Origin of the sequence: Polynucleobacter sp. MG-27-Goln-C1 (genome assembly GCF_018881905.1) — a bacterium.
In the GTDB taxonomy this organism is placed as follows: Bacteria; Pseudomonadota; Gammaproteobacteria; order Burkholderiales; family Burkholderiaceae; genus Polynucleobacter.
The window spans coordinates 126677-140406 of sequence record NZ_JACVPM010000003.1; the positions used below are offsets into that span (position 1 = coordinate 126677).

Here is a 13730-nt window from a genome sequence, read left to right on the forward strand (position 1 = left end):
AATTGGCTGTTATGGGCTCACTCAAGATGTGAACCTGCATCTCGGAGGATAATGGATAAACACCCATTTTTTCCCTTGAATTGACTTAAAAATACCGTAAGACATTATGACTATTCAATTTAGCACCAAGATTTTCGCGCAAGCCGATCTAAATAACCCCAAACAACTTAAGGCGAGCCTGAGTACTCTGTTGGCGCAGAGCTCTGATTGCCTGGTTTTGGCCTACTCAAAGGCGGATTTAGATGCTTTGACGGCAAGCAAATCCAAGTCTGGACTTTTAGTCGAGTTGGATCGCTTGCTTGGTGGCTCGGTTACCCATGCAAATTTGGTGGGCGATCTCGACAGTCAGTCAGCCTCTACCTGTGTAATTCGTGCTGAAAAATCCTGGGCAACTTCTGGCGCAAAGGTTAAACGCATTCTTTTAGTGTCCCTGGGAGATGTTGCTCCTGCTAGCGCGCGTAGCCTCAATGCCTACTCAAAAATTGCTCGCGCTGCATTAAAGCAGTTAAGTGGTGGCTCGATCCAAAGTGCTTTGTGGTTTATCCCTAGTTTTGCTTTTGGACACCGTGCTGAGTTCATGGCCGAAGAAGTGCGCTTAACAATTCAATATGCTGGTGATCAGGCTTATCGCTTTGGAGTGCGTCAACCTGCCATGAAATTCAAAGCTAAAGACAAAGCAGATACTTTTACTCATCTCACCTTTGCAGGTAACGATACTTGCGCCAAGGAGTTGAAGGCTGCTGTGCCAGAGGGTGCGGCAATGGTGGAGGGTATGAACTTAGCCAAAGACTTAGGCAATCTACCTCCGAATATTTGTACCCCAACTTACTTGGGTAAAGCAGCGCAAGGCCTGAGCAAAAAGAATGGTCTCAAGGTTGAGGTCCTAGGTCGTAAGCAAATTGAAGCCTTGGGTATGGGCTCATTTTTATCAGTAGCCAAGGGTTCAGATACGCCGCCACAATTTATTGTGATGCGTCACCAGGGTGGTAAAGCGGGTGAGGCTCCGATTGTGTTGGTGGGTAAAGGAATTACTTTTGACACCGGCGGAATCTCTCTGAAGCCTGGTGAAGCTATGGATGAGATGAAGTACGACATGTGCGGCGCTGCATCTGTGATTGGCACTATGTATGCAGCTGCCTTGATGAAGTTGAAAAAGAATGTCATCGGTGTCATTCCAACTTGTGAAAACATGCCATCTGGCCAAGCTACTCGTCCAGGTGACATTGTGAAGAGCATGTCAGGGCAAACAATTGAAATTCTGAATACGGATGCTGAAGGTCGCTTGATCTTGTGTGATGCCCTAACTTACGTAGAGCGCTTTAAGCCTAAGGCGGTGATTGATGTGGCTACTTTAACGGGTGCTTGCATCATTGCATTGGGCCATGTGCACAGCGGTGTGTTCTCTGATGATGAAGGTTTGGTCAGTGCACTTACTAAGGCGGGCCATGCTTCTTTAGATACCGTGTGGCGCTTACCTTTGGATGCGGCATACCACGAGCAACTCAAATCTAATTTCGCAGATGTGGCCAATATTGGCGGACGCCCAGCGGGTAGTGTTACTGCGGCCTGCTTCTTGTCGCGCTTTACTGAAAAATATAAATGGGCTCACTTAGATATCGCTGGTACTGCTTGGAAAAGTGGCGCCGCTAAAGGTTCAACTGGGCGCCCAGTGCCATTGCTCGTAAATTACTTGCTAGAACAAAAGTAGAAGACAGCGCTGATGGCCCGCATTGATTTTCATAGCAATGTTAGCGATAAGCTGGAATACGCCTGTCGCTTAACACGCAAGATCTGGAGTGCTACACCCGCTGGCGAACCCGTGCGTCATATCGTGATGGTGGGTGAGAAGGCGGATCTCAAAAAGCTAGATGAGCTTCTATGGGCATTTAGTGCGGTGGATTTCTTGCCCCATTGTTTTATTGATGATGAGGCGGCAATCGATACACCTATTTTGCTGACAGATGATTTCTTGTCACCAGCTTTATCTCAGCTACCACATGCAGACGTTCTGATTCATCTGGGGATGCGTATGCCTTCTGATGTTCCGGGATTGCTTGCACGCTTTCCTCGCATTGTTGAGGTTGTGACTATCAATGAGGCGGAGCGCCTTGCAGGTCGCGAGCGCTATAAAGCCTATCGCGACTTAGGTCATGAATTGCATAACTTTGATCAATCTAAAGCGTGATCATTAACCATCTCCAAGTATGTTGATTCATCCAGAATTTGATCCTGCCGCAATTCGGATTGGCTCGTTTGCCATCCATTGGTATGGCTTGATGTATCTCTTAGCTTTTACTCAATTTTTATTGTTAGGTCGTCTGCGTATACGCGCTGCGCAATATCAATCTTTAGGTTGGTCATACAAAGATCTTGAAGATCTTCTGTTTGCCGGTGTTTTGGGTGTCGTGCTTGGCGGGCGTTTGGGTTACACCCTGTTTTATATGCCCGCTTACTATTTTGCAAACCCCCTGAGTATCTTCAAGATATGGGAGGGCGGCATGTCCTTTCATGGAGGACTGCTCGGCGTTTTGCTGGCATTGCTCTGGTTTGCTTATCGTCGTAAGGTTTCATTCTTTGTTGTGAGTGACTTAGTTGCGCCACTAGTACCTTTTGGTTTGGCATTTGGCCGCTTGGGTAATTTCATCAATGGGGAGCTGTGGGGTAGGCCGACAGACTTGCCTTGGGCCATGGTGTTTCCAATGGTTGACTCCATTCCCCGTCACCCTTCTCAGATCTATCAGTTCTTTGGCGAAGGCATTTGTTTGGGCATTGTTCTGTGGATCTATTCCAGCAAGCCACGTCGGGTGGGGCAGGTTTCAGGATTGTTTTTGTTGGGCTATGGACTTTGCCGCTTTTTAGCAGAATTTGCCCGTGAGCCCGATGCCTTCTTGGGCCTCTTGGGTCTTGGCCTGTCCATGGGGCAGTGGCTTTCGGTGCCCATGATAATTTTCGGAATTTACCTTATAGTGAGAGTAAATACGAAAAACGGCAGCTATCAGTAGTTAAAAAACGGTTTTTCTGGGTCTTTTGTAGCCAATTCCTTAAAATTGGCCAGATTCCCCATGAAAACATCAGCTATTTGATGAATTTGCCCGATTTCTGACTATTTCCACCTCAACTGAAGGATATTCATGCTGGAGAAGCTAACAAAAGCTCGAAATTTGTCTAAGGCAAATAACGCCATTAAGCGTTTGATATCTGAGCGAGGCGAATCGAATGCCCTCAGCATGGCTGATGATGTGGTTAATAACTACCGTAAATTAACTAAAGATCAGTACGTATCTTTTTTCACTTTTCTTTTTGAAAAGCTAAATCCTCAGGCTGATGCGGTGCTGAAAGCGGCACAAAATTTTGTTGCTGATTCCAGTGCACGTAATTACATTCAGCTGCAAAAAGTTTCTGAGTCTCCTCGCCAAGAATTTTTTCGCCGCCTCAATCGCGCTAGTCAGGGCACTGCTGCCGTAGTGGAAATGCGCCGAGATTTATTGCAATTACTTGATAAAAAACCAGAGTTAGCCGCAGTCGATTTTGATTTACGTCATCTCCTATCTTCATGGTTCAATCCGGGTTTTCTAAAAATGCATCGGGTTGACTGGAAGTCCCCAGCTGAGGTGCTCGAGAAGCTCATTAAGCATGAGGCAGTGCATGCTATTGATGGTTGGGATGACTTGCGTCGTCGCCTCCAGCCAGATCGTCGTTGCTTCGCTTTCTTTCATCCTCAACTTCCTAGTGAGCCTCTGATTTTTGTTGAAGTTGCGCTATTGCCTGAGATTCCAACGGTGATTACTCCGTTAGTGGACAAGAAGGCGGATGTAGTGGATCAAACCTCTCAATACAAGGTTGCAGTTTTTTATTCCATCAGTAACTGTGAGCCCGGACTTCGCGGTGTTTCGATGGGTAACTTTTTAATTAAGCGGGTAGCAGAGCAGTTGCATGCTGAATTCCCTGGAATAAAAACCTTTGTAACTTTATCCCCAATTCCAGGGTTTATGGATTGGGTTGCCGCAGGTGCGAATTTAGGTGAGGGTGTTCCAGCTGAAAGATTGAAGCCAAATCTCAAGATCGCAAGAGATGCTGCTTTGGCAGTACTAAAGCTCGAGAGTCAATCTTGGAGCGAGCGCTTAGCAGGTGGCTGGCATCCAGATCTTGCCTCTGAGAAAGAAAAAGCAGCTTTATTGAGCTTGGCAAGTATGTATTTAGGTCTTGCCTCCACCGGGCGTGATGGTAATCCAGTGGCGAAGTTTCATTTGGGTAATGGCGCGAAGTTGCACCTAGTGAACTGGGCGGGTGATTTATCCCGTAAAGGATTGCGCCAGTCTGCTGGCCTGATGGTGAATTACCTGTATGACTTAGGAAGCGTGGAAGATAATCATGAACGCTTCGCCAATGGTGAAATTGTGTATTCCAAAGCCGTAGGTCGCTTAATGGCGCCCTAGTGTTAACGCTAGGGCTAACTTCTGCTGAAAAGCGGAAGTCCCCTTAGAATAAGGGGTTAATAGTTAGTTGTGAAAACAAAAACCAACGCAATAGTTGGTAAAAGATAAAGGAGACAAGCATGTTTACTAAAACAAACAGCAATTCTGCATTCTCATTAAGCACTTTGAAAAAAGCGCTGTTTTTAATTTGCGCTGCCCCTCTTGCCGTGATGGCTCAAGAGTGGCCAAACAAACCAATTACTTTTGTTGTGCCTTTTCCTGCTGGTGGTGGTACTGATGCCTTTGCCCGTCCTTTGGCTGCGCAACTAACAAAGCAGTTGGGCAAGCAAATCATCATCGATAACCGTGGCGGCGCTGGCGGTACATTGGGTGCATCCTTGGCTGCTAAAGCGGCTCCAGATGGCTACAGCTTTTTTGTTGGTGCGGCTCATCATGCAATCGCTCCCTCCATGTATCCAAACTTGGATTACGACATTGAGAAAAGCTTTATCCCGGTTGCAATGATTGCTAGCCCACCTCAAGTCATCGTGGTGAACCCAAAGAATGTTCAAGTTAAAAACTTAAAAGAATTTATTGAACTCTTGAAAAAGAATCCAGGTAAGTTCAACTACGCTAGTGCTGGTAATGGCTCTTCACATCACTTGGCTGGTGAGCAGTTTAAAATGTTGACCAAAACCTTTATTACTCACATTCCTTATCGCGGTGCAGGCCCGGCTATGCAAGACCTGATTGCAGGCCAGGTCGATGTGGAGTTTGATGGTTTAGGCTCATCAGCAGCACAAATCAAAAATGGTTCAATCGTTGCTTTAGCGGTTGCATCTCAGAAGCGTTCTGCTGCATTTCCAAATGTACCTACAGCGGCTGAGGCTGGTTTAGTGGGCTACGAGGTGTCAACTTGGTATGGCCTGTTTGCTCCTAAGGGAACTCCTCAGCCTATCGTTGACAAGATGATTGCTGAGGTGCAAAAAGCACTCAATACCCCTGAGTTGAAAACAATTTGGACCAACAACGGTTCAGATACACCAACTTTGACTGGTGATGCTTTTGGCAAATTTGTATCCGCTGATATTAAGCGTTGGGCTGCAGTGGCTAAGGCCTCTGGCGCAAAGCTTGATTAACAATTTGATTTAATTTACTGGTTTGGATTTGAGGCTCTAATGAATTTATATTCCTTATTGGAAAAAGGTTTTCCAAAAGATAAGCAGGCATGTGCACTAGAAACGCATGATGGGTTGTATTACTCCTGGAGTGATCTAGAGCGCGCTACTGCCAAAATGGCGAACCTTCTCAAGAGTCTCAAACTACCCGCAGGATCTCGTATTGCGGTGCAGGTTGAGAAATCTCCTGAAGCGCTCTTTCTGTACCTCGCTACTATTAAGGCGGGCTACGTTTATCTGCCTCTGAATACCGCTTACCAAGCAGCAGAAATTCAATACTTCTTAGAGAATGCTGAGCCTGCAGTCGTAGTTTGCAGCAGCAAGAATTTCTCTTGGGTATCCAAGGTTGCTTTTAAGGCTGGCACTAAACATGTCTTTACTTTGGATGAAGATCGCAAGGGCACTCTATTAGAGCGCTCTGCTGGTCAAAGCGATCAGTTCAAAACAGTCGCCGTTAAAGATGATGATTTGGCGGCAATCTTGTATACCTCTGGCACAACTGGTCGCAGCAAAGGCGCAATGTTGACCCATAAAAACTTGGGAAGTAATGCGCAAGTGCTACAAAAGTTTTGGGGTTGGAAAAAAGGCGATGTTTTATTGCATGCACTCCCGATCTTCCACGTTCATGGATTATTTGTGGCTGCACATGGCGCATTAATTAACGGCAGCAAAATGATTTGGTTGCCACGCTTAGATACTGCGCAATTAATTCATCACATGCCAAACTCCACTGTGATGATGGGTGTGCCAACCTTCTATGTACGTTTGTTGGCGGATAAAGGTTTTAATAAAAACGTTGCCCGCAATATGCGCCTGTTCGTTTCTGGTTCTGCACCGTTGCTGACCGAAACATTTAATTCTTTTAAAGAAGTGATTGGCCAGCCGATTCTTGAGCGCTATGGCATGAGTGAGACCGTGATGTTGGTTTCCAATCCGTATAAAGGCAATCGCGTAGGTGGATCCGTTGGTTTGCCTTTACCGGGCGTCAAAGTTCGCGTGGTGAATGAGGGTAATAAGCCATGCGGTGTTGATGAAATCGGCAGCATTCAGGTTAAGGGTCCAAATATATTCAAGGGCTACTGGCGCATGCCAGAAAAAACCGCTGAGGAATTTACCAAGGACGGCTGGTTTAAGACTGGTGACGTCGGTCGCTGGGGTGGTGATGCCAATGGCGGTAAAGCGCCTAAAGACTACCTCTGCATCGTTGGTCGCAGCAAGGATCTGATTATTTCTGGTGGCTATAACGTCTATCCAAAAGAAATCGAGAGCTTTATTGATGATATGGACGGCGTAGATGAAAGTGCTGTGATCGGTATTCCACACCCAGACTTTGGTGAGGCGGTAATGGCGGTGGTAGTGCCAAAAGCAGGCGCTAAATTAGATGCGCAAGCAATGATCGCCACACTCAAAACTCAAATTGCGAATTTCAAGATTCCAAAGCGTTTAGAGATTGTTTCTGACTTGCCCCGTAACGCTATGGGTAAAGTGCAGAAGAATATTCTGCGTCAGCAATACACCAGCTAACAGCAGAAAATACTGACTTAGAAACCGAATGCCTTGCGGCTTTCATTAAACATGAAGGCCGCAAGCATAAATAGCATCACACCAAAGATGCGTTTGAGTTGAGCTACATTGAGTTTTCTGGCCATTTTTGCGCCAAGTGGGGCGGTGAATATACTGACCGCCACAATGCAGAGTACCGCTGGAACATAAACAAATCCGAGTGAGCCAGCGGGAAGATTGGGGTTGCCCCAACTTCCATACATATAACCAATTGTGGCTGCAGCCGCAATCGGAAATCCTAAGCCCGAAGAACTTGCCATAGCGGTATGCGGTTTTACATTGCACCAAAGCATAAATGGCACGGTAATAAATGCGCCGCCTGCGCCAACTAGACTGGCAATCACCCCTGTCAGCGCTCCGAATGAGAAAAGTCCAAGGGTTCCTGGCAGCTCTCTTCCGGCTGTAGGTTTTTTATTGATGATCATTTGGATCGACGTGTAGACGATAAAAATGGCAAAGAATAGAGATAGCCAAGAGGTATTAATTGCTTCAAAAATTTCACTACCGCCTACAAGGCTGCCAATCACTAGACCTGGGCTAAGTGATGCCACTAACTTCCAATCGATTGAGTTGTGTTTGTGATGCGCCCAGATGGCTGAGGTAGTTGTAAATAGGATGGTTGCCATACCGGTTGCGATGGCCATATGTACGATGACATTTTGACCAAACCCTAAATGGTTAAAGACCACAATCATGAATGGCACCAAAATCATTCCGCCACCAATACCTAGGAGTCCGGCTAGAAAGCCCGATATGCTCCCACACAACATCAACATTGCGATATCGGTTATTGACATGAATTCCCCGCCTTAGCCGCTAGGCCGTCATCCTGAACCCTAAGGTTCAAGGTGGAACGGCTACTCTGCTTCGGGTGCATTAAGAAGTTCAGGGAGTGAACAGCGCGAAGCTGCCACTGTGAAGATTCAAAACGCTCACGCCCACAGTGTAAAGATCGTTCCTGATGCTTGCGCATCGGTTCAAGGAACTATTGGCCTTGGCGAACCAGGCAGGGAAAGGCTTTGCATCAGAGCATCCACTTGATCTTCCAGGGTATGAATTTCATTCTGGAGTCGAGCAATCTCTTCAGGATTGGATGAATGACTCTGAGCAGGAATTTGCTCGGAAGCGGTTTGTAATTTAATGAGGTCACCAGCGATCTTTAGCGCAGCCATCATGCTGGCGCGCTCAATGCTGCGATTGCCACCGTTAATTGCTAGTTGAATTTGTTCATCGACTAATGTGCAGGCCGCACGAAGTAAAGACTCATGCTCAGCGCTAGTTGCTAATGTGATCTTTTGACCGGCGAGGGTTACTTCAATGCGTTGTTGGCTCATTGTCATCCTCTGGATTGGTTGGTGTCACGGGCTCACCGAGCAAGTTCAATTGACGTCCGTCACTTTGTTCTGGCAGACGACTCAAAATATGCTGAATCCGTTTTTGTGCATCTTCAATCTTATTTTCGAGTTGCACTCGATTTTGATTTAAGTTCTGAACTGCTTGGGCAATGGCGTGAATTTTTCCAGTCACGCGATTGATGGAAGCGCATAGCCCATCCATATCTGATGCCTGGTTGCCAGTGGAAAGAGGGGGAGTCTCATTCATAATGGCATTGTAGTCTGAAAAAAGGGCTTATTTCATGGCGTAACGCAGGCCCACAAATACGTTTGAGCCCGGGGTGTTGTAGCCATAGCTTAATTGGTAGTTCTTATTTAAAGCATTATTCCAGCGGGCAAAGACACTCAGGTCCTTCGCTAGATCATAGTTGGCATAGAGATTAAAAATGGTGTAGCCCCCCATGCCGGTATTGGCGCCCTGAAAATCATCTCTTCTTCCGGAGAAAGTGGCGCCAACGCCGGCAGTCAGTTTGAGGTAGAGGTATTCAGCAGCCAAATTGCCATATTGTTTTGCTTGCTTAATAAGGACGCTATTGGTGCTCTCGTTGACTGGATTTTGTTGGGTAAACGAGCCTTTGAGGCTAAATGATGAAATTTGTGCGGCCCCACTCAAAGTCCCACCGGTAATTTTGGCGCTAGCTACGTTTGATGCGCAGCCAAAAATACCCGTTCCTACTGGGCATGTATCGGAATTGCTGACTTGAATCAGGTTTGAGATGGAGTTGCTATAGACTACGAGGTGTCCATCAAGGCCTGGTTTTTCGTAGTGCAGACCTGCTTCCGTGTTCTTACTTTTCTCGGGAAGGATCGCTGTATTTCCATAGCCCGGGTAATAGAGGTCATTGAATGTTGGCGCTCTAAAGCCAGTGCCATAGTTAATATTTGCGCGCCATTGTTTAGTGAAGAAGTAGCCGTAAGCTGCTGCGCCTGTGGTTTGAGGGCCGTAGCCTGAGATGCTGTCATTACGGAGTGAGAAGTTTGCGATGTGCGCTTCTCTTTTGAGTTGATACGCAATTGCCCCTGAATTCGTATTGCGGGTTTGACTAAAGCCTAAAAAAGGATAGGGTGCAGTCAGATTATTAAAGTCACCGTTGTTGTAGTCGAGTTGATTGCTCGATATCTTTTGGGTTTTACGTTCTGCCAATACTTGCAAAATATCGGTGCCGATAGAAAAATCATTTTGCCAAGTGTAAGTATTTTGTCTCTGATTTAGAGTGCTGTCGTATGCAGGATTATCAGGTGTGTTGGGAGCATGAGTCAAAGCAGTCCCTGTTTGCGCAGATGCTTGCAAGAGACTGCGCCAGTTTTCCATCACTTGATTTTTAGAATAGAGGGAATAGGTCCCTAATTGAGAAACTTGATTTTGAGTTTGCTGATATAAAAACTCTTGTGGGTCATATCCTGGTAGCTGATTATTCAGTCGGCTATTTAGAAACTGCAAACCAATCTCTTGTCCGTTGCTCCATTCCTGCGATAGCCTGCCGGTAATACTATCTTGAACATACCCAGTTCTTCCTGATGCAGTAAGTCCATCCTTGTTGTTGGTTGCTATGGTATTGAAACCCATAGAGAGGGTTTGACTGGCTGCCAGAGCGTAGCGAATTTTTTGATCGCCTTGAGTTGAACCATTGATGCTGACTTCGCTAATGCTTGTGCCATAGCTGCCGTATCCAAAGGAAGCGCCTACCTTGGCAGGACCATCACCTTTCTTTGTAAAAATTTGCACTACACCGCCTATGGCATCAGATCCATATAGACTGCTTTGAGGTCCGAAAACAATTTCAATATGATCGATGATCGTTAGTGGGATTGCTGACCAGTTGGTGCCGCCATTAATGGAATCATCAATGCGTACTCCATCGATTAATACGAGAGTCTGATTATTAGTAGTGCCGCGTAAGAAAACGCTGGCATTAGATCCGCCAGTTCCATAGCTAGAGATGGTCACTCCTTTTTGTCGTTGGAGCAATTCCACTAAGCTGGTTTGCCCTGCTTGCTCAATTTCTTCTGAGCCAATGTAAACGTTATCGGCCAGTACATCACTGGCTTTAGTTGGTGTCCGAGTCGCAGTGACGATGATGGGATTAGTGGAATTGTTGGCGCTTGCTAAAACTGTGGGTGAGTTGTTTTGCGCAAAGGCACTGATGCTAGTAAGTACACCCATAAAGAGGGTAACTTTAGTTTTGCTGAACTGCTGTTTCATGATGAACCTTCTGCCTTCGAATCACCTAGCTCACTTCCCCGTAAGCTGGGTCGAACAGAATTTCACTTTGTGAGAGTTCAGGCGTCAATTGGGCATCTGACCAGCTTGACTGGGGATGCTTCATCGGCGCGCGAAGGTCCCCGTCCGCAAAATTCCACCTGTCTTGGCCGGTATCCGGGCTAGTAAATCTCAGAATCTGGCCTTCCCATGCAATTGACGCGCACAGTGGCTTACTCAGACTCCTGACACCTTCACTTTGAAGTTAGGGTGTATTTACTTACCGTTGCGGGGGCAGCACACGTTTTGTGTTTCCCGTTTAACTTTATTGCACTGCAATAAAGCACCACGACCCTGCAATTCTATCCCAGGCCAGCCTCGGATCGGCTTAAAAAGCTAAAAAAGCCTACAATAGAGCCTCTAGGATTAAGGATTCATGACCGCATTAGACAAGCACCCCGAAAAAAACCTGATTCGTTTGCAGCTGAGCCAAAACTCGGTGTTGAAAAGCTTGGATCCTGAAGCGATGGCTGATTTAGAGCGCCATTTAGTCATTTCAGACCTCAAAAAATCAGAAATCCTGCTTCATCAAGGTGATCACCAGATGGAGCAGTACTTTGTGCTGGACGGAATCTTGAAGCGCATTGTTTCTAGTGCGGATGCAAAAGAGATGATTTTGCGTTTTGCCATCGAAAAAGATATTGAAACGAGCTATGCAGCTTGGCGCCTCAAGACGGCGGCCCCATACAGCATTGCCTCGGTAACCAAAGCCCGCGTTGCCCGTATGCCGCTCAAGAAGTGGGCTGAGTTTTTGGATGCCCACAAACCTCTCAAGGAAAGCTTTGAGTTTGAGGTTATGCGCCTCATGAGCGAGATCATGGCCCACACAATCACCTTGCATATGCTCGATGCCCCGGGCCGAGTAGAGCGGTTTTTACGTAAATACGAGGACTTATTCGAGCTTCTCCCCAAAAAAGAGCTGGCTGCCTACCTGAACCTCTCCCCAGAGACTTTGAGCCGCCTCAAAACCAAGCATAAAGAGCTCTTTGTCTAATTAGAAACCCCCGGTTGCTTCTAGATTTCAGGGGAAATTGACCGAAGTCAATGATGAACACCGGCCCCGAGCCTAAGATTCATCTCAGCCTCAACGGGTATGTTTTTAGTTGCCCGTGGCACTACTAATAACTTAATTGGAGACAGTTAGCGAAAGCTAAATTGCACTGAACACCTTTACGTTCGGGCGGTGTAATTAACTATAAATTTCTATGACAACAGATAATCAAAATACCCAAGTCACCGATGGCTTCCATCTCGTTATTGATGCTTTAAAAGCAAATGACCTAGATACTATTTTCGGTCTCGTTGGTATTCCAATTACCGACTTGTGCCGTTTGGCTCAAGCGGAAGGATTGCGCTTCATTGGTTTCCGTCACGAACAGCATGCAGGTAACGCCGCTGCAATTGCTGGTTACATGACTCAAAAGCCTGGTATCTGCATGACTGTGTCAGCGCCTGGTTTCTTGAATGGTTTAACAGCGTTGGCAAATGCCACAGTGAACTGTTTCCCAATGATTTTGATTTCTGGTTCAAGCGAACGTGAAATCGTTGACTTGCAGCAGGGTGATTACGAAGAGATGGATCAGCTCAATGCTGCTAAGCCATATTGCAAAGCTGCATACCGTATTAATCACATCGAAGATATCGGCATTGGTTTTGCGCGCGCTATTCGTGCAGCCGTTTCTGGTCGTCCGGGTGGTGTTTACCTGGACTTGCCTGCACAACTATTGGCTCAGACAATGCCTGTGGAAGAAGCTAAGAAGTCCATCTTCAAGGTAATCGATCCAATTCCACGTCAAATCCCTGCGGCCGATGCTATTGAGCGCGCCTTGAATGTATTGAAGGGTGCTAAGCGTCCATTAATTCTCTTGGGTAAAGGCGCTGCATACGCTCAAGCCGATGCGGATATTCGTGCATTGATTGAGAAGTCTGGTATTCCTTACTTACCAATGTCAATGGCCAAAGGTTTGTTACCAGACAATCACCCGCAATCTGCTTCTGCAGCACGTTCATTTGTATTGGCTGAAGCCGATGCGGTGATGTTGGTTGGTGCGCGTTTGAACTGGTTGCTTGCACACGGTAAGGGTAAGACATGGGGCAAAGATCCTAAGAAATTTATCCAGATCGATATTCAATCAAACGAAGTTGATAGCAACGTACAAATTGATGCTCCATTGATTGGTGATATCGGCTCTGTTGTTGGCGAGCTCCTCAAAGGTATTGCTGCTGTTCCGAAGCCAAGCGCTGAGTGGATTGGCGCAATCAATGAGAAGAAAGATAAGAACTTGGCGAAGATGGCTGAGACTCTTGCTAAAGAAGCTTCACCAATGAACTTCCACGGCGCATTGCGCGCTATTCGTGATGTGATCAAGAAGAACCCAGATGTGAACTTGGTTAACGAAGGCGCAAATACACTCGACTATTGCCGCGCAATTGTGGATATGTATAAGCCACGTAAGCGTTTCGATTCCGGTACTTGGGGAATTATGGGTATTGGTATGGGCTACGCCATTGGTGCTGCTGTAACTAGCGGCTTGCCAACTGTAGCAGTTGAGGGTGATAGCGCATTTGGCTTTAGCGGCATGGAGTTGGAAACAATTTGCCGTTACAACCTGCCAATCACTACAGTTGTATTCAATAACAACGGCGTGTATCGCGGTACTGACGTAAACCCAACTGGTGGTGCAGATGTTGCCCCAACAGTATTCGTTAAAAATGCCCGTTACGACAAGATGATTGAGGCGTTTGGTGGCGTTGGTTACTACGTAACTACTCCAGCTGAATTGGAAGCGGCTTTGACTAAAGCGATTGCCGAAGGTAAGCCTGCTTTGATTAATGCCGTGATTGATGAGACAGCTGGTACAGAGAGTGGACGTTTGACTAACTTGAACCCATCAACTGCAGCAGGCAAGAAGTAATCCGA

11 protein-coding genes, 1 other RNA gene, 1 pseudogene and 1 riboswitch are annotated in these 13730 nt (G+C 46.5%); of the genes and pseudogenes, 8 read left to right on the forward strand and 5 right to left on the reverse strand.

Going from position 1 to position 13730, the window contains the following annotated elements:
• Positions 1 to 112 precede the first annotated feature (112 nt).
• The 6 genes from ICN14_RS08785 to ICN14_RS08810 all read left to right on the forward strand — a co-directional run bounded on the left by ICN14_RS08785 (position 113) and on the right by ICN14_RS08810 (position 7117).
• A complete protein-coding gene (locus tag ICN14_RS08785; protein ID WP_370624839.1) occupies positions 113 to 1708 on the forward strand; it encodes a leucyl aminopeptidase in 1596 nt (531 codons plus the stop codon).
• A gap of 12 nt (positions 1709 to 1720) precedes the next feature.
• Positions 1721 to 2185: a DNA polymerase III subunit chi gene (locus ICN14_RS08790; RefSeq protein WP_216226091.1), complete on the forward strand. Its 465-nt coding sequence runs from the start codon at positions 1721 to 1723 to the stop codon at positions 2183 to 2185.
• 19 nt (positions 2186 to 2204) lie between these two features.
• Positions 2205 to 3002, forward strand: coding sequence for a prolipoprotein diacylglyceryl transferase (gene lgt / locus ICN14_RS08795; RefSeq protein WP_216226092.1), 798 nt, complete (start codon positions 2205 to 2207; stop codon positions 3000 to 3002).
• Positions 3003 to 3131: 129 nt separating this feature from the next.
• Positions 3132 to 4436 carry a malonyl-CoA decarboxylase gene (locus ICN14_RS08800; protein ID WP_216226093.1) on the forward strand — a complete coding sequence of 435 codons (1305 nt, stop codon included), beginning with the start codon at positions 3132 to 3134 and terminating at the stop codon, positions 4434 to 4436.
• A 119-nt stretch (positions 4437 to 4555) separates the two neighbouring features.
• Positions 4556 to 5554, forward strand: a complete 999-nt coding sequence (locus ICN14_RS08805; protein ID WP_216226094.1) for a tripartite tricarboxylate transporter substrate binding protein — start codon at positions 4556 to 4558, stop codon at positions 5552 to 5554.
• Between the two features lie 39 nt (positions 5555 to 5593).
• The gene (locus ICN14_RS08810; RefSeq protein ID WP_216226095.1) at positions 5594 to 7117 is read left to right on the forward strand and encodes a malonyl-CoA synthase; all 1524 of its coding nucleotides are present in this window, start codon (positions 5594 to 5596) and stop codon (positions 7115 to 7117) included.
• 17 nt (positions 7118 to 7134) lie between these two features.
• Here the strand turns inward: ICN14_RS08810 and ICN14_RS08815 are convergent, their stop codons facing one another.
• The 5 genes and pseudogenes from ICN14_RS08815 to ICN14_RS08835 form a co-directional block, all read right to left on the reverse strand.
• A complete protein-coding gene (locus ICN14_RS08815; RefSeq protein WP_216226096.1) occupies positions 7135 to 7953 on the reverse strand; it encodes a sulfite exporter TauE/SafE family protein in 819 nt (272 codons plus the stop codon).
• Positions 7954 to 8172, reverse strand: a non-coding RNA gene (ssrS, locus tag ICN14_RS08820) — 6S RNA.
• Positions 8173 to 8271: 99 nt separating this feature from the next.
• Positions 8272 to 8496 (reverse strand): annotated as a pseudogene (locus tag ICN14_RS10445) (cell division protein ZapA); the annotation flags it as partial.
• Entirely contained in the window at positions 8471 to 8758 is a 288-nt protein-coding gene (locus ICN14_RS08830) for a hypothetical protein (protein ID WP_216226097.1), read from the reverse strand. The pseudogene ICN14_RS10445 and the gene ICN14_RS08830, both read right to left, overlap by 26 nt.
• Positions 8759 to 8785: 27 nt before the next feature.
• Complete coding sequence (locus ICN14_RS08835) at positions 8786 to 10753, reverse strand: TonB-dependent receptor domain-containing protein (protein ID WP_216226098.1); 1968 nt, start codon at positions 10751 to 10753, stop codon at positions 8786 to 8788.
• A gap of 147 nt (positions 10754 to 10900) precedes the next feature.
• Positions 10901 to 11116: riboswitch (cobalamin riboswitch) on the reverse strand.
• Between the two features lie 70 nt (positions 11117 to 11186).
• Here ICN14_RS08835 and ICN14_RS08840 point away from each other — a divergent pair.
• Together ICN14_RS08840 and oxc are read left to right on the forward strand one after the other, a co-directional pair.
• Positions 11187 to 11804, forward strand: coding sequence for a Crp/Fnr family transcriptional regulator (locus ICN14_RS08840; RefSeq protein WP_216179112.1), 618 nt, complete (start codon positions 11187 to 11189; stop codon positions 11802 to 11804).
• A gap of 211 nt (positions 11805 to 12015) precedes the next feature.
• Positions 12016 to 13725 carry an oxalyl-CoA decarboxylase gene (gene oxc, locus ICN14_RS08845; protein WP_216226099.1) on the forward strand — a complete coding sequence of 570 codons (1710 nt, stop codon included), beginning with the start codon at positions 12016 to 12018 and terminating at the stop codon, positions 13723 to 13725.
• Positions 13726 to 13730: the final 5 nt, after the last annotated feature.